Origin of the sequence: Nonomuraea sp. 3N208 (assembly GCF_052245935.1) — a bacterium.
GTDB lineage: Bacteria > Actinomycetota > Actinomycetes > Streptosporangiales > Streptosporangiaceae > Nonomuraea.
Genome location: NZ_JBQQBR010000005.1, coordinates 324,101 through 344,387, shown reverse-complemented (window position 1 = coordinate 344,387; position 20,287 = coordinate 324,101). Strand labels below are relative to the sequence as shown.

Annotated in this window: 17 protein-coding genes; 11 read left to right on the top strand and 6 right to left on the bottom strand. The window is 67.3% G+C overall.

The features are described from left to right. Nucleotides 1-47 precede the first annotated feature (47 nt). On the top strand, nt 48-1,349 hold the full coding sequence (locus tag ACTWPT_RS09770) for a WD40 repeat domain-containing protein (protein WP_443176947.1): 1,302 nt from the start codon (nt 48-50) through the stop codon (nt 1,347-1,349). Between the two features lie 35 nt (nt 1,350-1,384). Here the strand turns inward: ACTWPT_RS09770 and ACTWPT_RS09765 are convergent, their stop codons facing one another. Next, complete coding sequence (locus ACTWPT_RS09765) at nt 1,385-1,660, bottom strand: hypothetical protein (RefSeq protein WP_443176946.1); 276 nt, start codon at nt 1,658-1,660, stop codon at nt 1,385-1,387. A 1,198-nt stretch (nt 1,661-2,858) separates the two neighbouring features. On the opposite strand from ACTWPT_RS09765, the gene ACTWPT_RS09760 reads away from it, so the two are divergent. The 3 genes from ACTWPT_RS09760 (at nt 2,859) to ACTWPT_RS09750 (ending at nt 8,537) form a co-directional block, all read left to right on the top strand. Next, nucleotides 2,859-3,680: a hypothetical protein gene (locus ACTWPT_RS09760; RefSeq protein ID WP_443176945.1), complete on the top strand. Its 822-nt coding sequence runs from the start codon at nt 2,859-2,861 to the stop codon at nt 3,678-3,680. A gap of 349 nt (nt 3,681-4,029) precedes the next feature. Continuing rightward, on the top strand, nt 4,030-5,721 hold the full coding sequence (locus ACTWPT_RS09755; protein ID WP_443176944.1) for an RNA ligase family protein: 1,692 nt from the start codon (nt 4,030-4,032) through the stop codon (nt 5,719-5,721). Then, entirely contained in the window at nt 5,721-8,537 is a 2,817-nt protein-coding gene (locus tag ACTWPT_RS09750) for a poly(A) polymerase (RefSeq protein WP_443176943.1), read from the top strand. Before ACTWPT_RS09755 ends, ACTWPT_RS09750 begins: the two co-directional genes overlap by 1 nt. Before the next feature lie 127 nt (nt 8,538-8,664). Here ACTWPT_RS09750 and ACTWPT_RS09745 read toward each other — a convergent pair whose 3' ends face one another. Then, on the bottom strand, nt 8,665-9,102 hold the full coding sequence (locus ACTWPT_RS09745) for a DUF234 domain-containing protein (protein ID WP_443176942.1): 438 nt from the start codon (nt 9,100-9,102) through the stop codon (nt 8,665-8,667). A 180-nt stretch (nt 9,103-9,282) separates the two neighbouring features. Here ACTWPT_RS09745 and ACTWPT_RS09740 point away from each other — a divergent pair, with 180 nt between their 5' ends. Together ACTWPT_RS09740 and ACTWPT_RS09735 are read left to right on the top strand one after the other, a co-directional pair. Beyond that, nucleotides 9,283-9,408: a hypothetical protein gene (locus ACTWPT_RS09740; RefSeq protein WP_443176941.1), complete on the top strand. Its 126-nt coding sequence runs from the start codon at nt 9,283-9,285 to the stop codon at nt 9,406-9,408. A 13-nt stretch (nt 9,409-9,421) separates the two neighbouring features. After that, complete coding sequence (locus tag ACTWPT_RS09735; protein WP_443176940.1) at nt 9,422-9,799, top strand: DUF1801 domain-containing protein; 378 nt, start codon at nt 9,422-9,424, stop codon at nt 9,797-9,799. An 825-nt stretch (nt 9,800-10,624) separates the two neighbouring features. On the opposite strand, the gene ACTWPT_RS09730 is transcribed toward ACTWPT_RS09735, so the two are convergent. From ACTWPT_RS09730 to ACTWPT_RS09715, 4 genes are all read right to left on the bottom strand, one after another. Beyond that, nucleotides 10,625-11,272: a nucleotidyl transferase AbiEii/AbiGii toxin family protein gene (locus ACTWPT_RS09730; protein ID WP_443176939.1), complete on the bottom strand. Its 648-nt coding sequence runs from the start codon at nt 11,270-11,272 to the stop codon at nt 10,625-10,627. Nucleotides 11,273-11,920: 648 nt separating this feature from the next. Next, entirely contained in the window at nt 11,921-13,084 is a 1,164-nt protein-coding gene (locus ACTWPT_RS09725; RefSeq protein WP_443176938.1) for a trypsin-like serine peptidase, read from the bottom strand. 210 nt (nt 13,085-13,294) lie between these two features. Continuing rightward, complete coding sequence (locus tag ACTWPT_RS09720) at nt 13,295-14,425, bottom strand: trypsin-like serine peptidase (protein ID WP_443176937.1); 1,131 nt, start codon at nt 14,423-14,425, stop codon at nt 13,295-13,297. Between the two features lie 283 nt (nt 14,426-14,708). Further along, nucleotides 14,709-15,830 (bottom strand): trypsin-like serine peptidase, encoded by a 1,122-nt coding sequence (locus tag ACTWPT_RS09715; protein ID WP_443176936.1) that lies wholly within the window; start codon nt 15,828-15,830, stop codon nt 14,709-14,711. Nucleotides 15,831-16,114: 284 nt separating this feature from the next. On the opposite strand from ACTWPT_RS09715, the gene ACTWPT_RS09710 reads away from it, so the two are divergent. The 5 genes from ACTWPT_RS09710 to ACTWPT_RS09690 all read left to right on the top strand — a co-directional run bounded on the left by ACTWPT_RS09710 (nt 16,115) and on the right by ACTWPT_RS09690 (nt 20,249). Further along, the gene (locus ACTWPT_RS09710; RefSeq protein WP_443176935.1) at nt 16,115-17,554 is read left to right on the top strand and encodes an acetyl-CoA synthetase; all 1,440 of its coding nucleotides are present in this window, start codon (nt 16,115-16,117) and stop codon (nt 17,552-17,554) included. A gap of 81 nt (nt 17,555-17,635) precedes the next feature. Then, a complete protein-coding gene (locus ACTWPT_RS09705) occupies nt 17,636-17,905 on the top strand; it encodes a hypothetical protein (protein ID WP_443176934.1) in 270 nt (89 codons plus the stop codon). Continuing rightward, nucleotides 17,892-18,317 (top strand): type II toxin-antitoxin system VapC family toxin, encoded by a 426-nt coding sequence (locus ACTWPT_RS09700; RefSeq protein WP_443176933.1) that lies wholly within the window; start codon nt 17,892-17,894, stop codon nt 18,315-18,317. The genes ACTWPT_RS09705 and ACTWPT_RS09700 overlap by 14 nt, the downstream gene beginning before the upstream one ends. 45 nt (nt 18,318-18,362) lie before the next feature. Then, a complete protein-coding gene (locus ACTWPT_RS09695; protein ID WP_443176932.1) occupies nt 18,363-19,259 on the top strand; it encodes a hypothetical protein in 897 nt (298 codons plus the stop codon). A gap of 33 nt (nt 19,260-19,292) precedes the next feature. Beyond that, entirely contained in the window at nt 19,293-20,249 is a 957-nt protein-coding gene (locus tag ACTWPT_RS09690) for a zinc-binding dehydrogenase (protein ID WP_443176931.1), read from the top strand. Nucleotides 20,250-20,287 lie beyond the last annotated feature (38 nt).

Here is a 20,287-nt window from a genome sequence, read left to right as displayed (position 1 = left end):
CTAAAGACTACAGGCGTTGGATGCGCCTAGGGCCCGTGCTCGTTGCCGTGGCTCTGCTGATCGGAACAGGGGTGCCTGTCGGCCTGCGGGCACATACCGTGTCCCAGGCCCGGGCCATCGCCCTCGACGGCATCAAGCAGCGCGGGTCGGACTGGTATGCCGCAGACCTGTTGGGCTATGTCGCCGTACTGACCCACTCGGATGGCTACACCACATCCGCACTGGCTGAGACACTCATCGAGGAGCGCCGAGGCTTCCTTCCCGGGACGGCAACCGTGATTGATGTCGCTCTAAGTTCCGATGGGAAGCTGGCACTTATCTCCGATGCGCAGGAAGGCTCCGGCCTTTGGCGCCTCGAAAGGGACCCCGAAGCAGACAGAGAGAATCTCACGGGGAGCAGATTCACGACCCTTGATCGTGGGTTCGGGCCGGTAGCGTTGTCCTCCGACGGGCGGATCGCGGTAATCGGTGAGGCGGCCAGTGGCGACATCAAGATGTGGGACCTGGTGGGAGCCGCTGATCCAAAGAGAACCGTTGTTCGTACTGGCAACTTTAAGGAGCGTCTTCTCGATGTCTCGCTGAGCGCGGATGGCATGACGCTGTTCGCCGGCTTTGAGAACGGCTCGGTTGAGGTCTGGAGACTCGGAGCCGAGGAGAAGCCTCGGCTATTGGCTCGAGTGCGTGAGCATACATCCGGCGTGCGCGTGGTGTCGGCGTCAGCCGACGGCAGAAAGCTGCTCACCGTCAGCCAGGATTCGGCCATCGTCTGGTCGCTCACTGATCCAAGCCACCCCGGTCTGAGCTCGCGGCTCATGAGTGCGGAGCATGCGCCCGGTGCGAGCGGATGGGGCGGCGGTGTGATGAGCGCCGACGGCCGGAAGGCGATCATTGATCGGACTATTTGGGATTTGACCGATCCGGCGCGGCTGACCCAGGTGGGAAGCCTGTCAAGCCCTGCGGAAGGGGGAACGCCGGTAGCCATCGCCGACGACGGAAGCATCGCGGCCACGGTCGACGACGAACCGGGTGGGGTGTCGAGAATTGACCCGGTGATCATATGGGGGCTGAAGGATCCGTCGCACCCGATCCGGCTGGCCACATTGAAAGTTCCTGTGTCGCAAAGCTGGCAGCTGGCCATGAGCGGGGATGGGGCGGTGATCGCCGTGGGAACAAGGGCCGGCGGGGCCTATTCATGGCTGCTGCCCAAGCTGCGTTCCAGCCTTATAAGAGATGCCTGTGTCGCTTCCGGGCCTCGTCGGCCTCCTCCCGGGTTCTGGGAAAGTATTAGTGAGATTGAACCGCCTGATGTACTGAACGAAGAGCTGTTCAACATCTGCTCTCGGCTCTAGCCTCGGACTTTCACGGCGAATTTCTCCAGGCTTGATTATTCATATAAGAAAAGCGTCTTTGAACTGCAACGCCAGCGAGTTAATGCGTTTGCGCTGGCGGCAGGGCTTTTCGGCTTATTTTTGATCTTGTATTTGACGCTGCCCGGTGGGGTCACCTGATTGCGTTTCTTGGTCACGAAGGTGTTCTTCGGCGGCTTCTTGGCACGGTCGCATTGCCGATCGCGGCGTGGGGGCGGCATGACCACGATGAAGCCGACCAGGAACGGGCCAAGCCGACTGGAGTGAAGATCAAAAAGCATCACGACGAGCACTCAACGACCCGACACTCAAATCTTGGGAAACGATCACAGGAATTCCGGGAATCGATCTCCTTAGTGCCCACTCCACCCCAGGCTGGTGCCATCCGTGAACACCTCCAGCCGAGACCTCTGGTTTCAGCACCTTTGGGGTCCTTGATCCACCCTGTGTCCTTGCCTCGATATTTGGCAGGGACCGACCAGGATGAAGCAAACGCGCTCAATGCCTCGGGAAAGAGCAGCCACCAGGCCTCGGTCTCAGCGACAGCCAGAGCGTAGTGGGCCGTCCAGGACCGCCGGTGCCGGCGCTTTTTCAACTCGCTCTCGGATTACTGGGTGCTGGTCGCTGTCCACGCCATCGAGATCTTCATCCACGAAGAACACGCAGGCGACGTCTGCCGCTTCAAGAACGACGATCGGCTTCCGCGTCGCCTTGACGCGGGTACCACCGCGACGACTCACAGATCACCGCCCAGAGTCCCCGAAAACCGGGAGCTCTCCGAGCGGAAGCCCCGCACTGACGCGAACGATCTCCTCAACCTTGCTCCTGGAGATTGCCGGAATCAGTAACGAGCCGTCATCGCTGCGCTCGCACACGATGAGTTCCTCCGGCTCGCTGTCCGAGCGGATCGTCAAGGGGCCCCGGCTGAACGGGTCCGCCGCATGCTCTTCTCAAGTGCGGCAGGCGTCTCGAGGTTGGGGATCGAACTCGATGATGGCCATCAGGCAGTGGTGCTCCGTCCAGTTCGTCGAGGTCGCGGGCTGCGTCGAGACGTCGGCGCCCTGAGCTCCGGACTCCGCGTTCCCGCCGCGATGGGCGGAAGATGACCACCTGATAGCTGGCATCGCGTTCGACTCCAGCCCCGCGACGCGTGCGCCCTGTGGGAGAAGGCCGCTGGAGCCCGGTGGTCCAGTCGAGGATGTCGGAGGGGTTGCCGAACCTTCGGCGTCCGGTCACTGAGCAGATGGGGGATCGCCGGGGTCGTGGAGGAGGTACGTCCGGCCAAATTCGTGCACGTGTTCGCAATCCGAACATATTTGCGAGCTCATCTCTGCGGAAGCGTCTCGCGGATCGATTCTTTTGCCGACTATGTGTGTTCGGTGTGTGACAATGAGTGTCATGCCGTCCCCCCGACATGACGCCCTCATCAAGATGTTCACCGGCCGTCCCCAACTTGCGGTGGAGATCTTGCGTGACCTCATGGGAGTGCAATTGCCCGCCACGCCGCTGATCCGCGTGGAGGACAGCACCTTCAACACCCGGCGTTCCGACGACATCGAAGCCGACCTGCTGCTCGTCCTCGGATCCCCGCAAGCCCCTGTGCATGCCATCATCGTGGAGATCCAGCAGGACAAGTCCAAGGCCCCCCGGCAGCTCGCCCGCTACGCTGCCGCGCTGTGGCTGATGCTGGGCTGCGACGTCACGGTGCTGGTGATCTGCCCAGATCGTGGGGTCGCCGACTACTACGCGCAGCCGATCGAGTCGGGGCTGACCGGCTACCGGCTCCAGGCCCGGGTGTTGGGACCGGACGGCATCCCTGCCATCACCGACCCCCAGCAGGCGGCGGACCACCTGGCACTGTCGGCCATGTCGGTCATGGTCCATGGCCGTGACCGCAAGGTCGTCGAGGCGTTCGCCACGGCACTGAACGACATGCGCGACGAACACGCTCCGAAGTACTATGAATACGCCTACAGCATGGCCGCGCCCGATATCCGGCGCCTCTTGGAGGAGATCATGACGTCCACCGACTGGCCGGTCTACAGCCCCTTCGCCCGTGAACACTACGGCCGCGGCGTAGCGGAAGGCGAGGCGAAAGGCAAGGCACAAGGCAAGGCGGAAGGCAAGGCGGAAGAGGCTGCCAGGATGGTGCTGCTGGTGCTGACCGCCCGCGGTTTCGACGTCCCAGACGACATACGCACCCGGATCACCACCTGCACCGATCTCGCCCAACTAGAAACGTGGGCCACCCGTGCAGCCACCGCTCAAGACCTCCGCGACCTGTTCAGCGAGACCGGCGGGCAGGCCGGCTAGCACCATGGATGCCGCCGAAGAGGCGGCATGGACGCTCCTTTACGGCTTCGCAGATGTGCTTGGCCCTAATCGCTCGCTCAACGTCGTGCTGGGGACCCTTCCCGGGTTTTGGAAACCGCCAACAAGACGATCACCTTCCCTTCTAGCCCGTAGGTAGCCCAGTAGGCGATTCGCCGCGACGTGGCTGTCTGATTATTCGATGGATCGGTCCTCCCGGCCGCTCGTACAGTGATGCGACCAAGCGTTCGTCGGGGGAGGGATCATGCGCGTGCACTATCCGCGTACCCCTCATCTCCCCTGGTCGCCTGGCGCGACACCGGACGACTTGCGAGCAGGTGACCTTTCCGGGATGCGGGGGCGAGAGGTGGTGGTCACCGAGAAGCTCGATGGGGAGAACACCACCCTGTACGCCGATGGTCTGCATGCGCGGTCGCTGGACTCCGGGCACCATCCTTCCCGCGCATGGGTCAAGCAGTTGCAGGGGCGGGTCCGTGCGAGGATCCCGGTGGGGTGGCGGGTGTGCGGGGAGAACATGTTCGCCCGGCACTCCATCGCCTACCAGGAGTTGGAAAGCTGGTTCTACGGGTTCTCCGTTTGGGACGATGATCGCTGCCTGGACTGGGATCGTACGGTGGCCTTCCTGCGGCGGCTTGGAATTCCGGCGCCGCCGGTGTTGTGGCGCGGCGTCTTCGATGAGCGGGTGTTGCGGGCGCTTCGGCTGGACACGGAGCGGCAGGAAGGGTACGTCGTTCGGACCGTTGAAGGGTTCGGGCGGGAGGGGTTCGGCGGGCGGGTGGCCAAGTGGGTGCGCCCGGCGCACGTGCGGACTGACACCCATTGGATGCACTCGACCGTTGTGATGAATGGCTTGGGGCCGGCCGTGGCTCTGTGGTCGGTGCGGTCGGGGGCGGATGCCGACGTCCCCGAACTGCTGGCCGCGGTGGGCATCGCGGTCAAGGACCCGGCCGGAGGTGGGGCGGCGGGCATCCGCGTGGATGATACGGCCCACGCCGAGGCGGCGGTGGCCGAGGTGATGGGCAGGCTCGACCTGATCGGGCGGTACGGGGATGCACGGCTCGCGGGTGTGCTGGCCACCATGCTGCACGCCATGCCCCGTGCCTGGCTGGCGGCTCGGTTGGCGGGGCCGCTGGGCATGCCGCTGGCGCGGCGGGTCGCGGACCTGGTCGGTCTGCACGCCGCCCTGCACCGGCCCTATCCGGATGAGGATCGGCGTGCCGGGCTCGTACGTATGGCGTCCGCCGCCGATCTGGGAGTGCTGCATGCTGTCGCGGCGGCCGTGCTGGTGGGCCGCACGGACGATGCGGATGGTGCGGACGACCAGGCGCGCGAGCAGGTCGAATGGTCGGCGATGCACGCCGAGGACGCCGGGTTGCTCGGGCCGGAGCCGCTGGAGCCGTTGCGGGCCGGCCTGCGAGAGGCCCTCGCCGGCCTCGGCGCGGAGGTGGTGGACCGGTGCTGGGCGGAGGCGCGTGATGCCTATGCGCGGGGGCGGATCGCCACGGTCGACGAGGCCGTGGCGGCGACCTGGCGGTGGCGCTCCGGGCGGTTCCCCCAGCTGGTGCACCTGGTCGGGCCATCGGGCAGCGGCAAGAGCACGTTCGCGGCGAGCCTGCCCGGCGTCGACGTGCACCTGTCACTGGACGACCTGCGCCAGGCCCGAGGGTCACGGGCGGACCAGCGGGCCAACCAGCAGGTGCTGGCGGAGGGGCTGGAACGGCTTGACGCCGCGCTGGCCGCCGGTGGCACCGTGGTGTGGGACGCGACGTCGCTCAATCAGCACCAGCGCTCCCTGGTGCACGCCGTGGCGCGCCGCCGCGACGCGCTGACGACGCACGCCATCATGGTGGTGGAGGAGGACGAGCTGCACCGGCGCAACGAGCGCCGAGCGCACCCGGTGCCGCCGCAGGTGCTCACAGCGCAGGTGCGCCGGTTGGTCCCGCCGTACCCCGGCCAGGCCCATCGCACCTGGTACGTCGGGGCGTCCGGAACCATCGAGGATGTGGACGGTGCGGAGGCGTGATGCGTACCAGCGAGGAGATCTATCACCGGGTTCGCTGGGATCCGCGGTTCGACCCTGCGCGTTTCGTTCTGGGCGTCGGCCAGCGGGGCGCCGCTCCCAAGCGTGTTCCGCTGCCCGCGTTCGTCCCGGGCGGCGAAATTCCGTGGCACCGGGTGCTGTTCGTGGAGGCGGACGGCGAGGTGGTGTGGGACCGGGCCAGCGGGTTGGACCGTGTCGACACCTGCGACGCCGGCCGGGTGCGGGAGCCGCGTCTCCTGCGGGCGCCGTTCTTCACGGCCCGGACGCCACACATCTGGGACGCCGGCTGGCGCCCCGGCTCCGGGGGCGCAGTGGCTGCTGCCACGGCCGTGCGGGTCCTGACATGGAACACGCTCTGGGACCGCTACGACAGCGAACGCATTGACACCGCCCGCCGTCGGCCCCTGCTGCTGGCAGCCTTGGAGGAGGCCGACGCGGACGTCATCGCGCTGCAGGAGGTCGAGCCCGCGCTGCTGTCCATGCTGCTGTCCGCCCCCTGGGTACGCGCCCGCTACGCCATCGGCACCGACCCCGACGGCGAGGACGTCGACGACAGCGGGCTGTTGTTGCTCAGCCGGTTGCCCGTACGGGAGGCGGCCTGGCACGTGCTCGGCCCACACAAGGCGGTGGCGGCCATCGTCGTGGACACCGCCGATGGTCCACTCACTGTCGCCGTCACCCATCTGACCAGCGACCACGCCGACGACGGCCAGACCAGACGGACGGAAGAGCTTGCTCAGATCGCCGAAGGGCTCGCAGGGGTCGGTGGCGACCTGATTCTCGCCGGCGACTTCAACGACGGCACGGACGCCCCCGCATCAGTGCTCGGGCTCCGGGACGCCTGGACGGAAGCGCACGAATCCGACCAGACCCCCACCTTCGACCCGCACGCCAACCCGCTGGCGGCACTCTCCTCGCTGTCCGGGCGTGCCACGCGGCTGGATCGCATCCTGCTACGCGGCCGACCACGGGTGATCTCGGCGGCCCTGCGAGGTGACGCGCCGACCCCGGAAGGGCTGTACATCTCGGACCACTACGGGGTAGAGGCTGTCCTCGATCTCTCGCAGTCCGACCTCGCCGGGGTGCTCGACGTGCCGCCGACTGCGCGTACGGCGGTGGCGTGGGTGCCGCCACGGGCGTTGTGGCCGCCGATCCAGGACGTCCGCCGGAAGCACGATCCGCAATTCGATCGCTGGCCACCGCACGTCAACCTGCTCTTCGGCTTCGTACCGGAGTCGGACTTCGAGTCGGCGGCGCCGATTCTCGCTGCGGCGGCCGCCGAGGTCGAGCCGTTCACCGTACGGCTAGAAGGGGTGCGTACGTTCCAGCATCGGGACGACGTGACCGTCTGGCTCGACCCCGCGTCCGCCAGCGGCGACGGCCCGGCACCGTGGACCCGCCTGCGCGAAGCGCTGGAGCGGCGCTTTCCCCGCTGCAAGGGGCGAGCGGAAGGGTTCACCCCGCACTTGACGCTGGGCCGCGCCAGAGATCGGCAAGGTTTCGCTGCCCGGCTTGAGGGGATGACCGCGCAGGTCGGTGACCTGGTAGTGCTGTCCCGCCGTGCGGACGAGCCCATGCGCCCACGGGCAGTGATCGCCCTGGGGAGCGGGGAGGTCCGATGGCTCGACGGGGCCGAAAACGGTGAGGTCGAGGTCGGCACACCCCTGCGGGCGGCGGGAACACCGCAGCGGAAAGCCTTGGCCGAACAGGTCGCCCAGCGCTTGGCGGAGGCGCTGCGTCCAGGGATCGTGCACGTCGCCGGATCCCGCCGCATGGGATGCGAACTCCCCGCGGCGGACCTGGACCTGGTGGCGGCGCTTCCCGGCGAGCCGGACGTGGCAGAGGTCGAAGCGCTGGTACGGGTGGCCCTGCCCGACGCCGTCCGGCTGCGGCAGGTGATCGGCGCCAGGGTGCCCGGCCTGCGACTACGCGTGGCCGACCTGGACGTCGACCTGACCGTGGTCTCCACCGGCTCGATGTCCCCCTCGCAGGCACTGGCCCGCCGCGCCGAACTCGGCCAAGCGGCCGCGATCGCCATGAGCGCGGTCAGCGACGCGGACGCAATACGCGGGGCCGTCGGCGCCGAGCACGCCCGTTTCGCCCTCCTCGCCAGGCAGGTGAAGGCATGGGCTAGGGCACGCGGCCTCGACTCTGCTCCGTTCGGCGGGCTGCCCGGCCTGGCCTGGACGGTGCTGGCCGCGCTCACCGTACGTCAGAGCGCCGACCTCCCCGCCGACCGTCTGCTGGGGCAGTTCTTCAGTACGTGGGCCGCTTGGAACTGGCGTGACCCGGTCACCCTCACGCCCACCGTCATCTCGGAGGACCCGGCCCCGATGACGGTGATGACGCCCAGCGACCCCATGCGCAACTGCGCGCGCCAGGTCTCTGCCGGCGGCCTGGATCTGCTCACGCAGGAGCTCTACCGGGCTTGGGAGCTCATTGAGAACGGCCGCTCTCAGGAACTGCTCGCCCCACCTCCCCTCCACCGCCGTCATACGGCGTGGGCCGTTCTGACGGTGCACTCCGACCGGACCGAGGAGTTCGACGCGGTGCTCGGCCGTGTCAGGGGCCGCATGCTGGAGCTGCTCAGCGCCTTGGAAGAGGCTGGAGTGCCGGACGTGCAAGCCTGGCCGCGCCCATTCGAGACGGGGCCGGCCTCGGCCCGGTACGCCATCGGATTGGGATCTACGCCGCTGGAGGCCGCCCAGCTCGCCGAGATCACCGGCCGATGGGGCAGAGGACTGTCCGAGATCACGATCGAACGCGCCGATGGCGGTGCCGTGCCCAGCCTGGCCTGACAGTTGACCTAGGGGTAGGTGGCGTGTTCGTGTCGAGCGTCTTCCAGCCCTACTGAGGGCCCGCGGGCCAGCCTGGGTGTCCAGCTGTTCATTTTCCGCGCCAAGCTGCGAGCAGCTCTTCTGGTCCCTATGCGGCCTGGAGCCCGGAACAGTTGACGCCGCTGCGGGAGACCGCGACCAGCGGTACGGGATCATCGGTGATCGCCGCCCGGTGCTTGTGCAGTGCGGCCAGATCGTCGCTGTCGAACGCCGAGTTCTCCAGCCACTTGACCGATCCGAGGAAGAGCAGTCGCTTGGCCACCGGCTGGCGGTCGGCACCGACCAGGTCGATCTCGACGTCGTTGCTCCGGGTCCAGTAGCCGCCGATAGCCGGGGCGGCGGGGAGGAGGCCGTCCGGGAGGATGCGGGCGAGGGATTCGCGGACGAGCGGTTCGATGGCCCGGCCGCGCCAACTCGTCCAGTTCTCCTTGATCCGGCTCAAGGTCAGGTCGCCTCGCATCCGTTCGATCTCCGCCATGTGCGGGTCGAGGAAGGCCAGCCAGAACCGCAGATACGGGTCAGCCACTCGGTAGCGGCGTTCCTTGGAGGGCCCGGGCAAGCTCTCACACGTGCATGCCGACTTCCGGTACGTCTTCGTGGCCGACGGATTCGAGACGTTCACGTCGACCAAGAAGGGCACCACCTTCGCCTGGCGACCGCCGCTCGATCTGCCAGCCCCTGGCGCTACGGCCCTGGCTTACGCGGCGTGGGCCGACAGGCGCGCATCTTGCTGAGCGGCAGGACCGCGGAGGGCTCCTTCCACCGGCATCACAAACTGGCCAGGGCCGCCATGCCCGTCGTCGTCGGGCTCGATCCATCCCCGCCGCTGTGAGTAGGCTTCCAGCATGGGAGATCCGGTTGACCAGCTTCTGGAGTCTTGCAGCCCCGCCGTCCGGGCACTTGCGCTGGCTGCGCAGGCACTCATCGAAGAGGCGGTGCCGGACGCCGTGGTTGAGGTCGATCCGTCCGCGCGGTTGATCGCTTACACCTTCCAGCCCGGTACATATAAGGGCCTGGTCACGGCGATCGCGCTGCATAAGGCGCACCTCAACATCATGTTCAGCCGCGGCGTGGAGCTACAGAAAGAGGACCCTGGCGGGCTGCTCGAGGGCACGGGCAAGGCGGCGCGGCATATCAAGGTGGCCGAGGTGGATCGGCTGTCGGATCCCGAGGTGAGAAGACTGATCGAAGCGTCGGCCAGGATAACGCCGCGCGCAGCCTAGCCTGGCGTTATGCGACGTGCGCTGCGAACCAGACCGATCCCAGATCGTGGCCCGGCGTGAGGTGGACGTCGGCACCCAGCGCCGCGGCTAGGTGGCGCAGTAGAGCGATGGTCGGCTCGGTTCCGCCTTGCTCGACGTGCTGCAGCGTGAGTGGATGATGGGTGCGCGCCAACAATGGCGCGTCGAGTATTGGGCGGACCACGCCGGCCGAGGTCGAGGAGTACCCGATGGTCGGGCTGCTCGATGAAGCGGCTGGCGAACTGCTGGAGGGACGGTATCGCCCGCTTCCGGCGCAGAGGGTCTTGATCCCCAAGCCGCGAACCACGGAGCAAGGCCGTCATCGATTCCGAACGCGAGTGCTCGCACAGCGGGAGTCGACGACCACTCTGACATGCTGTGGGACGACATTCCCATGCACCGGGTCCAGAGCTGCTGGTCTTCGCAACTCGGCATCGTACGGGTGGAGCCCATGCCCACCTTAAGCAGGAAGCGGACAATCAATCTCATTCCGGACACAGAACTCTCACAAGATCGTCGCTCGATGGACCTGCACTCTCAAGAGAAAATGTTGAGAACACGACGGAGAAATTGAGGAGTAGAGCTAGGAAAAAATGTCGAGTAGACGTGGTCGTGCACGGCGCTCACCAACGGGCAAGACCGCTTTGGCCAGTCGGCGCAGTTCCGCCTTCCTCGATGCACTCGATCTCGTCCTCGGTCATGCCTGCGCGGCCGGCAAGCTCGGAAACACTCGGGCCGAGGGCGGCAGGTCAGCGCCAGCGGATGGCGATCCGCTCAGATCCTCCCACGTACGAGCGAGCCTGCTGGCTACTTCGGGCCTCCCCCGGCACGCAGGCCGGCCTCCCAGTCTTGGAAGCAACGGCGTAGCTCTTGGACATCCTGGTCGCTGAGCCCATGGCTCGATAGGGCCCGATCGGAGATACGTTCCAATGCGGACAGGGCAACCGCGAACATCCCTTCATCGAAGCCGGGATCTGCCGCTGTGGCCAGCGCCATCAACTGGCTGGCGCTGTAACGTCCGCTGCGGAGGATGGCGAAGACGTCGACGAAATCACGGACCTCTGCTCTGCTGTAGAGCGCAGCGACCTTGTTGCCGACCGCGTCGTCGGGGTGGAGCACGGGGCCGATTTCAAGCCGTACCGGCGGATGGGCGCGCCAATCGACACCCATCTCGACTCTGACGGATCTCTCCTGGGCGTCCGTGACGTGCAATCGAGCGAAGCCAGCGTTCTGAAGCTCGATCTCCACCTTCAAGCCGGCGTTGCGATAGGCCGCTTCGGCTGCTGCAACCGCCGCTTCGAACTCCCCGCCTGCAGCAGTGAAGAGGTCCACGTCCTCCGACCGACGGGTGAGGAATCCGTGGACCTGGACGGCGTAGCCGCCGGCGAGAGCGAAACCGAATCGCCCCGTCGCCGCGAGACCAATCCGCGTGACAAGTTCGTGCAAGGGCTCCATGGGAACTATGCGACCCGTCGTAGCGTTGGGAATTTTGTTTCCCACGCCTGTCTCGCCTCGACCGGCAAGTAAAGGCGAGGCCAGATCCGGACCAGCGTTTCGTGGTTCAGGTATGTTCGCAGGTCGTCAAAGTGGACCGCTTCGCGGATCACGCGCTCATACATCAGGACCAAGTCGCTGCTGTCCGACAAGTCGTAAACCCGCTGTTCTGACCAGTCCAACCAAGTCGGCAGTTCTACGACACCGGTGGCTGGTCCAATCAGCTCCCCGAGGTCGGAGGGCACCAGGTATACGCGATTGCTGGCGTAGCGAGGTCGCGACTTCATGCTTCTAGTGTGCCCGTAAACGACCAGGTCTTGCACCGGGGGAGCGGGAGCGGCGGAGCCCCTCGCCCCGGGCGAAGCCCGATAAGGACAGTCCGAGCGTAGCGAGGTCCGCTCGGGGTGGGCTCCCGCCAGCCCACGGGGTAATCGGGCAACGGGTGGGTGCTTGTCGGGGGATCGAAAGGGGGCGGAGCCCCCTTGGGAGGCGCTGTCTGGAGCTCCCCAATGCCGAAGCGCCTCCGAAGCGGAAGGCCTTGCTGTGGGGGAAGCCAAGGCGAGGGCCCGGCCTGTGCCGCCGGGCCCTCGCCTTTTCCCCTGGCAGGGCTTACTTGTACAGTTCGCCGTTCGGGCCGACGATCTTGCCGGACCACACGTTCTTGGCCGCGTTGTACACAGCGGCCGTCTCGCCGTCGAAGTACGGCGACGTGATGTAGTCCACGCGGTCGTTACCGTCCTGGTCGGCGAACGTGCTCGTCACGCCGTTGACGTAGCCCAGGCGCTTCGCGTTGCTGTAGTTCAGGAGCCACGGGCCGCCGTCGTAGCCGGGGGTCACGGCGCACTTGAGGCCGATGTGCTCCTCGATCTTGAGCCAGGGGGCGCCGACCATCTTGGCGGTGGTCTTGCCGTAGCAGTGCTTCGGCGTGACGCCGCTGTACGGCTTGTCGCCGTCGGGGTGCGGGGCCGCCGGGTAGCCGAAGGCGCGGACGGCCTTGCCGGTGGGCTGGTTCCAGGCGAAGCCCTGGCCGCCGACGTTGTCGCCGAGGCGCCCGGCGTCCTTCGACAGCAGGATGTAGTAGTGGCCGCCCCAGCGGCGCTTGGGGCCGGTGAAGCGCTGGTAGTCCCGGCGGTCCACCTGCTTGACGCCGTTGAAGAGGATGCCGTTGTAGACGGTGACGAACGCGTAGTCGCGGTCGTAGTCCTCGTAGACGTCGAAGTCGTAGTGGGTGAAGGCCTGCTTGCCCACGTAGATGCCCCAGGGGGCCTTGCCCTGGTAGTAGCCGGGCACGAAGACCCAGTTGTCCAGGAGCGCCTTGTCCTGGTCCGTGTCGTACACGCAGTGGCCGGCGGTGGCGACCAGGTTGCGGTAGTTCGACTGGATGGAGGTGGCCGAGCACCAGCGGAACTTGCCGGAGGCGTCGACGAAGAAGACCTTGCCGACGGTCTTCGGGAGGTTGATGTTCTGGGCGCGGCCGGTGGACTTCGTCTCACCGGTGGGGGCCGTGGTGCCGGGCCGGCCGTCGGGGTCGGCGCTGCCCTTGGAGACGACCTTCCGCACCTCGTTCGAGTCCCAGGTGTACTGCGTCGCGGCGCGAAGAGCGGCGCCGTTCGACGCCAGCCAGAAGGAGGCGACGGAGGCGGCTTCGGACGTGTTGCGGGCCATCGGGTCACGGGCGACGTCAGGCTCGGCCTGCGCGGTGCCGGCCAGGCCGGCTGCGAGCAGACCGGTGACCAGAACGGCGCCACTGGCGGGGAGAAGGATTCGCTTCAAGGAAACTCCAGGTTGCGCTGACCTGAGGCGCCTTATGCACCTCGAAACTCAGCAAAACGCGATCAAACAGTCAGCCCGGGAACTTACTACCTTGACTCTGGTCATGTGAATTTCCGGTCAGGCGGGCCGACCTTCCAAACGCCCGTCGTGACCTTTCTGAGATCAAGATCTGGCCTGATCACCTGCAGTGACGGCAGGGTCGCGTATGACTTACGTCACTTTTCCTGGAGTGGTCTGTGCGGCGGCGCGTCGGTAGACCTCGCCCGTGACGCTGTCGAAGTGCGGGGACGACACCGCGTCGTACAGGCCCTTGGCGTCCCTGTTCCAGGTCAGGCTGTTGACGCCGTTCAGGCTGCCGATCCTGCGGTCCTTGTCGTAGCCGATCACCCAGGGGCCGCCGCTCGCGCCGGGGCTGAAGTCGCACGCTTGGAGCTGCACGCCCTTCTGCAGGTCGAGGCTGGGGGCCACGGTCCAGCGGGTCGGGCCCTCGCGGCACACGCGCAGCTTCGTGCCGTCGTACGGGTGGGTGCCGTCAGGCTGGGCGCCGGCCGGATAGCCGAACGCGGCCACCGTGTACGTGGCCGGCTTCTTGTTCAGCTCGAGCCCCAGGCCGCCCACGTTGTCCTGGAGTCTGCCCACGTCCTGCATCTCGTACTGGCCGTTCTTGGCCACCCAGGTGAAGCCGCGGTGCACGGTCACGAACGCGTAGTCGTAGTCGTAGTCGCCCTTGCCCGACCAGTCCTCGTGCATGCTGATCGACGAGCCCACGTAGATGCCGGCCGGCGTCTCGCCGTTGGGGCCGGGATTAGGGACGAAGATCCAGTATTCGGCCGGCTTGGCCTGCCGCGGGTCGTACACGCAATGCCCGGCGGTGGAGACCACGCTGCGGTTCTTGGCCGCGACCGCGCTGGCGGAGCACCAGTATTCCTTCTCGCCGAACTTGAAGTAGACCTTGCCCATGGTGCTGGCGACCTTGCTCTTGCGCGGCATCGCCGGAGCGGCGACCTGCGCGGCGGAGGTGCGCTTGGCGGCCGTGGAGGTGGGCGCGGCGGGGCCGGCGGCGCCCGAGGCGGCGGAGCTGGTCGGGGAGGCGGCTGCGCCGGGCGTGGCGGGGCTGTAGCTGTCGGCCTTCTTGAGCTTGTCCGGCTTCCAGTAGGCGGCGACCTTCTGGGCGTCGGCCACGGTCTTGGCCAGCGGGACAGAGTAGACCGCGGCGGCGGGTGCGGCCCCGGCAGACGCCGCGCCGGCGGACGTCGCATTGGCGACTCCCGTGAGGGCAGGCAACATCAGCAGCGCGCTGCTCAGCGCAGCCGCCACCACGTGCCTTGCCCGGGAGATCATCAATTGCCTTTCATTGAGGTCGTAAGGCTGGATTTTTCCAGATGTACAGAGGGTATTGCAGCTTGGATAGAGATTCGTTACCTGATCTAGGGTCCCTTGTGAACTATAAGCACTCTGTCAGCCGACCACTCCGGATACCTCGAAACGATCAGTAAAGGCGATCGTCGCCGCAGGTCAGGAGAGGTGCGCGTGGAGTTCGAATTGCTCGCGTATTGACCGGTGAACCCGCGAAGGGGAAGGCCCCGGGATCCCTACGGGACCCGGGGCCCAGGGTGCCAACTCGTTACGGCATGTTGCCGCTCCACCGGTTGGCGGCGGCCTTGTAGACCTTGTAGGTGTCGGTGTTGAAGTACGGCGACGAGATGTGGTCGAAGCGGTCGTTGCCGTCGGTGTCCCACGCGACGCTGTTGACGCCGACCAGGTAGCCGGTGCGCGACGCGCTCTTGTAGTTGTAGAGGAACGGTCCGCCGCTGGCGCCGGCGGTGAAGGAGCACTTGAACCCGATGTGCTCCTGCAGGTTGTACTTCCTGGCCTCGGGCATCGGCTTGGTCTTGCCGTAGCAGTACTTCATCGTGCGGCCCGTGTACGGCTTGTCGCCGTCGGGGTGCTCGCCCGCCGGGTAGCCGAACGAGAACACGTTCAGCTTCGTGCTCCGGTTCCAGGTGAAGCCCTGGCCGCCGACGTTGTCACCGAGCCGGCCGACGTTCTTGACCGTCCACTGCCACCGGCCGTCGACCTTCTCCCACTTGACCTTGATGCCGTTGTAGACGTTGACGAACGCGTAGTCGAAGTCGTAGTCCTCCTTCACCACGAAGTCGTCGTGCGCGTTGAACGTCTTGGCGGCGTAAATGCCGTAGGGGGCCTTGCCCTCCCAGACCTTGTCGCCGTCCCAGTACGACGGAATGAAGATCCAGTTGTCGTAGAAGGTGTTCTTGCTGGTGTCGTACACGCAGTGGGCGGAGGTCGCCACGAGGTTGCGGTACTTGCTCTGCACGGAGCTGGCCGAGCAGTAACGCCAATTCTTCGGATTACGCGGGTCGGCCTTCGGCAGCGTGAAGAACACGCGGCCGACGGTGTTCGGCAGGTTGACGTGCTTGCTCTTCTTGGCCTTCGTCTTCTCCTCGCCGATCGGCGGCACGGAGCCGGGAGGGCCGTCGGGGGTGTCGTTGCTGCCCTTGACGCCCTTCGACGTCAGGTCCAGGCCGTCGTTGTGGTCGGTGGCCAGCTTGATGCGGTCCGGCGTCCAGAACTGGATCGCCTGCTCGGCGGGGGTGGCGGCGTTCTTGGACACGACGTCGGAGGGTGCCGTCGCGCTCGCCGCGGCGCCGCTGAGGGTTCCCGCGGCCAGTCCGATGGCCACGAGGCCGGCGAGCGGGATCGCGATGCGCCTTGCTCGGGAATACATGGAGCTCCTCTCAGTTCTCGGCGGCCCAGAGCGGGGTACTGCGCCCCGGTGGGCCAGGAAAACGATCGGAACGTTAATGAATGACGCGAGCGGGCGGCCAGGAAACGACGTGAAAAAGCATGGCCCGGTTCCATTCCGTTATGGAAATAGCGAAATCGCATGTATGACGAGAAAGCATTTCCGCAGGTCGTGGCGGGTGCATAATCGAGCTCCGTAACAGCGGTAACGCTAATTATCAGAGGCCACTTCTTATCAACCGAATGTTGTTCTGGTTGAATGGGTTCATGGATCCACGCACCCCCTGTCTCATCGGTATCGCGCAACGCACCATTCGCGAGCAGCCCGGTCCTGAACCGCTCGACTTGTGGGAGGGGGTCGCCCGCGCGGCCGCCGCCGACGCCCGGCTCCCCGTCGAGCGGCTGGACTCGATCCAGATCGTCTACACCGACTCCTGGCAGTACGACTCGCCGGTCGGCCGTCTCGCCGAGCGCCTCGGCGCCACGCCCCGCCACCGGGCGTACTCCAAGGTCAGTGGTACGGCCCCGCAGCTGCTCATCGGCGCGGCGGCGGCCGGGATCGCGGCGGGCGAGTTCGACTCCGCACTCGTGACGGGGGCCGAGGCGCTGGCCACGCGGCGGGCGTACCGGCTGGCGGGCGAGCACGTGCCGTGGAGCCACCCCGCCGACCCCAAGCCGCCTTACGGTTGGGAGCGCCCGCCGCATCCTGCCGAGCTGGCGCACGGGCTGTTCCTGCCGGTGCACACGTACGCGATCATGGAGACGGCGCGGCGGGCGGCGCTCGGGATCTCCATCGAGGAGGAGATGCGCGATCGTGGGCGGATGATGGCGCCGATGACCGAGGTGGCCGCCGCGAACCCGCACGCTTGGCGCAGGACCGCCCGCACCGCCGAGGAGCTCGTGACGGGCGATCGGTTCGTCGGCTGGCCCTACACCAGGAACACCGTGGCCGTGCTGGAAGTGGATCAGGCGGCCGCCGTCATCCTGGCGAGCACGCGGCTGGCCGACCGGCTCGGTGTGCCCGCGGAGCGGCGGGTGTATCTGCGGGGGTGGGCCTACGGGGAGGACACGTGGGAGGTGGCCGCCCGGCCGGCGCTCGGCGCGTCCCAGGCGATCCCGCGGGTCGCCGAGGCCGCCTTCGGGCGGGCGGGGCTGGGGCTCGGCGACATGGACGCCATCGACCTCTACAGCTGTTTCGCGATCGCGCTGCGGCAGGCGTGCGACGCGATCGGGCTCGATCCGCTGGAACGGCGCGGGCTGACGGTGACCGGCGGGCTGCCGTACGCGGGCGGGCCGGCCAGCGATTACGTCCTGCACTCGACCGCCACCATGGCGGGGCTGCTGCGGTCGCAGTCGGGGCACGGGCTGGTGACCGGGGTGGGGATGCACCTGACCAAGCACACGTACGCGGTGTGGTCGAGCGAGCCGGGCGGGCGGCTGGGGGACGCGGCGCCTGTCTTCGTGGCCAAAGGGGTGCCGATCGTGGGCTCTTACGAGGGGCCGGCCGTGGTCGCGGGATACACGGTGGCCCACGGGCGGGGCGGGAGCGCCGAGAAGGGGATTCTCGTGGTGGATCTGCCGGGTGGCGGGCGGGCGCATGCGGTGGTGGAGCGGTCGGAGCTGCTGGCGGACGCCGAGTGCCGGGAGCTGGTGGGGGAGGAAGTGCGGCTGACGTCGGACGGGAAGGTCAATGTGGCCACGTGGTGACGTAAAGTAGTCGTCAATCCAGTGACCGTTCGACTACGCTCCGGGATTGACATTTTGATGTCAGGCGCGGACGCTGGAGTCATGCGGAGGACAACGGTGCGCATCGACGAGCAACTCCTCAACGAGGCGAAGGCGTACGCGGCGCGAAAAGGACGCAGTCTCAACTCAGTGATGGAGGACGCCTTGCGGCAACTCATTCACCGCTCCGCCGACGTCGCGGAACGGCCCCCGATCAAGCTCCCGCTCTCCGGGGACCCCCACGGTCCGAAGCTGATCTGGGCGGAGCTCAAGGAGCTCGACGACCAGGACTTCGTCGAGCATGTGCTGAGGGCCGGCCATGAGGATGCTTGACACGAACGTGTTCGTCAACGCGCAGCGGCGGGATGCCGATCATCACGAGCAGTGCCTTGCCGTGGTCACGGAGCTCCTGCAGGGCGATGAGGCCTATGCCGTCAGCGACTTCGCACTCAACGGCTTCATCCGCGTGGCCACTAATCCGCGCATTCCCGGCGCCACCTCGTTCGACGAAGCGCGGGAGTTCGCCGACACCGTCCGGCACCAGCCGCATGCCGTCGTGGTGCACGCCGGTCCGCGCCACTGGGAGATCTTCGTCAAGCTGTGCCGCAAGGCCGACGCGCGCGGCAAGCTCATCCCTGACGCCTACCTCGCCGCACTCGCCATCGAGCACGGTTGTGAATTCGTAACCTGCGACAAGGACTTCGCCAGGTTCGAGGGCTTGCGCTGGCGGTCGCCGCTCAACTGAACTGGAGACGAGGGCGCAAGCCGCACTACTCGGCAAGGAACGCCGGTGGTTGACCAGTTCGACGTCATCGAGGCGGGCCAGAGTGGCCGCCGCCGGTGGATCGGGCTGATCGTGGTGGTGGCGGTCCTGGTCGTCCCTGTCATCGGGCTGATCGCCAGCCGGGACCCCGAGCCGCTTCCCCCGACTCGGCCCATCCCTGAGCCGATCAGGTCCTTGACCAGACTCGACAGCCCGCCGAACATCCTGCAGGTCCCGTCCAGGGCGGCCAAGGGCGGCGACGAGGTCATCGAGGTGGTGTTCCCGCACGGGCTCCGGGCCGAGGTACGTTACCCGGCCGAGCTGGACCTGGCAGGGATGGGGTCGCGGCCGTTCCAGGGCGGGTGGATCGATGGGGACTACCGCCAGTTCGTGGCGCCGTATGGCGGGGAGGTCGAGATCACCCGGGGTGGGCAGCCGATCAGGAACTACGCGTCCCACGTCACGCTCTGGCCGCGCCAGGCGGGCAGCGGCTCGTATGGGCAGGTGCTGCTGTTCGCGTTCGAGAAGTGGCGGCTGGCGATGTACGACCGGGGCCAGGGTCTGACGTTCGACCAGCGAATCGCCGTCGCGCGGGGCTTGAAGGGGACGGTGACCAAGGACGGCTATCTGGTGTTGTCGGCCGGCGGGAAGCTGCGGCTGACCGAGCCCGGCGAGAGCGCTGATGGGGAAGCGGTCGGGCCGCAGCTGTGGTTCGGTGGTGGGGCGAGGGAGATGATCGCGCTGGTGCCCACCCCCGGATGCGCGAAGAAGGCCAGGATGCCGTTCGTGATCGATGGGCGCGGGCTGCCGGCCGAGTCGGTGTGCCGGGGCGACGTGCTGGTCGCCGTCACGGGGCCGGGGTGGTACAGAGAGATGGCGATCGAGGGGATTCGGGTCACGGTAAAGGGGCGGGGCTCCCAGTAAGGTGCGGCCGTGTTCGCTTAGTAAGGTGCGGCCATGTTCGCCGTAACCGCCACACAGACCGATCCCGACAACCCGCTCGCCGGACTCACGCTCGGGGAGCATCCGGAGCCCACGGCGCCGGACGGATGGACGACCGTCTCCGTGCGGGCGGCCGCGCTCAACCACCACGACCTGTGGACGCTCAAAGGCGTCGGCATCAAGCAGGACCGGCTGCCGATCGTGCTCGGGTGCGACGCCTCCGGGGTGGACGAGGACGGCAACGAGGTCATCGTGCACTCCGTGATCGGCACGGGGGCGGACGAGACGCTCGATCCCAAGCGCACGCTGCTGTCGGAGGTGTACGACGGCACGTTCGCCGAGCGCGTGGCCGTGCCGCGCCGCAACCTCGTGCCCAAGCCGTCCGCGCTCAGCTTCGAGGAGGCCGCGTGCCTGCCGACGGCGTGGCTGACCGCGTACCGCATGTTGTTCGACAAGGCCGGTCTGCAGCCGGGCTCCACCGTGCTGGTGCAGGGCGCCGGCGGGGGCGTCGCCACCGCGCTGATCGCGCTCGGCCGGGCCGGCGGTTACCGGGTCTGGGCCACCAGCCGCTCCGAGGCCAAGCGCGACCGTGCCCTCCGGCTCGGCGCCGACCGGGTGTTCGAGACCGGCGCGCGGCTGCCCGAGCGGGTCGACGCGGTCATGGAGACCGTCGGCCAAGCCACCTGGGACCACTCGCTCAAGTCGCTCAAACCCGGCGGGCGCATCGTCGTCAGCGGCGCCACCAGCGGTGCGGTCCCGCCCGCGGACCTCAACCGGGTCTTCTTCCTGCAGCTGTCGGTGGTCGGGTCCACGATGGGGACGCGTGACCAGCTCCAGCGCCTCGCCGTGTTCCTGGAGCAGACCGGGCTGCGGCCGGTGATCGACCGGACGCTGTCGCTGGTGCAGGCGCGGGACGGGTTCGCCGCGATGGCGGAAGGGGAAATCTTCGGAAAGATCGTCTTTTCCGTCTGAATAAGTGAAGGGTTACTTCTGGGCCTCCTGGGTGATAC

Excerpts from the sequence above, each read along its gene's own strand:
- ACTWPT_RS09755 (WP_443176944.1), top strand. The coding sequence starts at position 4,030 with ATGCGGGGGCGAGAGGTGGTGGTCACCGAGAAGCTCGATGGGGAGAAC.
- ACTWPT_RS09750 (WP_443176943.1), top strand. The coding sequence starts at position 5,721 with ATGCGTACCAGCGAGGAGATCTATCACCGGGTTCGCTGGGATCCGCGG.
- ACTWPT_RS09735 (WP_443176940.1), top strand. The coding sequence starts at position 9,422 with ATGGGAGATCCGGTTGACCAGCTTCTGGAGTCTTGCAGCCCCGCCGTC.
- ACTWPT_RS09730 (WP_443176939.1), bottom strand. The coding sequence starts at position 11,272 with ATGGAGCCCTTGCACGAACTTGTCACGCGGATTGGTCTCGCGGCGACG.
- ACTWPT_RS09720 (WP_443176937.1), bottom strand. The coding sequence starts at position 14,425 with ATGATCTCCCGGGCAAGGCACGTGGTGGCGGCTGCGCTGAGCAGCGCG.
- ACTWPT_RS09715 (WP_443176936.1), bottom strand. The coding sequence starts at position 15,830 with ATGTATTCCCGAGCAAGGCGCATCGCGATCCCGCTCGCCGGCCTCGTG.
- ACTWPT_RS09710 (WP_443176935.1), top strand. The coding sequence starts at position 16,115 with ATGGATCCACGCACCCCCTGTCTCATCGGTATCGCGCAACGCACCATT.
- ACTWPT_RS09705 (WP_443176934.1), top strand. The coding sequence starts at position 17,636 with ATGCGGAGGACAACGGTGCGCATCGACGAGCAACTCCTCAACGAGGCG.
- ACTWPT_RS09700 (WP_443176933.1), top strand. The coding sequence starts at position 17,892 with ATGAGGATGCTTGACACGAACGTGTTCGTCAACGCGCAGCGGCGGGAT.
- ACTWPT_RS09690 (WP_443176931.1), top strand. The coding sequence starts at position 19,293 with ATGTTCGCCGTAACCGCCACACAGACCGATCCCGACAACCCGCTCGCC.